This is a genomic window from Promicromonospora kroppenstedtii DSM 19349, assembly GCF_000515355.1.
Taxonomy (GTDB): Bacteria; Actinomycetota; Actinomycetes; order Actinomycetales; family Cellulomonadaceae; genus Promicromonospora; species Promicromonospora kroppenstedtii.
The window spans coordinates 1-1,431 of sequence record NZ_KI911580.1 but is presented as its reverse complement, the minus strand read 5'-3'; the positions used below and the strand labels follow the sequence as shown (position 1 = coordinate 1,431).

General features: G+C 75.4%; 1 protein-coding gene. It reads left to right on the top strand.

Going from position 1 to position 1,431, the window contains the following annotated elements; all coding sequences use genetic code 11:
* The coding region (locus tag PROKR_RS02360; RefSeq protein WP_036959321.1) for an ATP-binding protein at positions 1-1,431 on the top strand (1,431 nt) is incomplete at both ends.

Genomic DNA, 1,431 nt, shown 5'->3' with positions numbered 1-1,431 from the left:
CTGCTCGACCGGGCGGGCGCGGTGCGTGCCGATCTCGGCACGGCCGCCGCCGGTTCCCCCGACGCCGGCACCCTGGCGACCATGGCCCGCGTCTGCCGCGCCCTGGACGGGATGCCCCTGGCCATCGAGCTCGCCGCCGCCCGCCTGCGCACCATGTCCATCGACCAGCTCGCCGCGCGGCTCGACGACCGGTTCCGGCTGCTGACCGGCGGCAGCCGCACCGCCCTGCCGCGCCACCGCACGCTCCGAGCCATGGTCGACTGGAGCTGGGAGCTGCTGTCGGACGCCGAGCGGACCGTCCTGCGCAGGCTGTCGGTGTTCCGGGGCGGGGCGAGCCTGGACGCCGCCGAACACATCTGTGCCGACCCGGCGACGGACGTGCCGCCGGACGACGTGCTCGACCTGCTCACCGCGCTGACCGAGAAATCGCTCCTGGTCGCGGACGGCACCGCGCACGCCCCCCGCTACCGGATGCTCGGCACCATCAAGGAGTACGCGGCGCAGCGCCTCGCGGAGGCCGGGGAGGCCGAGCAGGCCCGCCGCGCCCACCTGGCCTGGTGCACCGAGCTCGCCGAGACCGCCGAGCCGTACCTGCGTCGCGCCGAGCAGCTCGACTGGCTCGCCACGCTCACCGTCGAGCACGACAACCTCACGGCCGCGATGCGCGGTGCCCTCGCAGCCGGCGAGGCCCCGGAGGCGATGCGGCTGGCAGCCGGCTCCGGATGGTACTGGTGGCTCAGCGGGCACAAGTCCGAGGGCATGGACCTGCTGCTGGCCGCCACCCGGCTGCCCGGCGACGTGCCGGACGACGTCCGGGCCTGGGTGTACGCCCTGCTCTCGGCCTTCCTGAGCGTGGGCCTGGGTGACGAGCACACGGCCGCCGACTGGATCCACAAGGCCTACCGGTTCAGCCAGGACGCCGAGCGGCGGCACCCCGCGCTGCCGCTGACCATCCCGCTCGAACGCCTCCTCGTGGCGCCCGACGAGGGCCTGGCCGCCTGGACCGACGTGCTCGACGACCCGGATCCCTGGGTGCGCGCACTGGCCCGCCTGCACCTCGGCAAGCTGCGGCTCCTCCTCGGCCAGGACGAGCAGGAGGCGGAGGCGGACCTCGCCCGGGCGCTCGCGGAGTTCCGCGCGCTCGGCGAACGGTTCGGCATCTCGTTCGCGCTGTCCGAGCTGGGCGACCAGCTCGCGGCGCGCGGCGACCTCGCCGCGGCGTGCGCACACTACGAGCAGGCGGCCGTGGTCGTCACCGAGATCGGCGCGCTCGACGACGTCATCCTGATCAGGTCGCGCCTGGCCCACCTGCACTGGCTGCTGGGTGACGAGGACGCGAGCGCCGCCGCCATGGCCGAGGCCGAGCGGCACGCGCGCCGGGTCACGTGGCCGGGCACGCTGGGCGCGCTGGAACTGGCCCGGGCGGAGCTC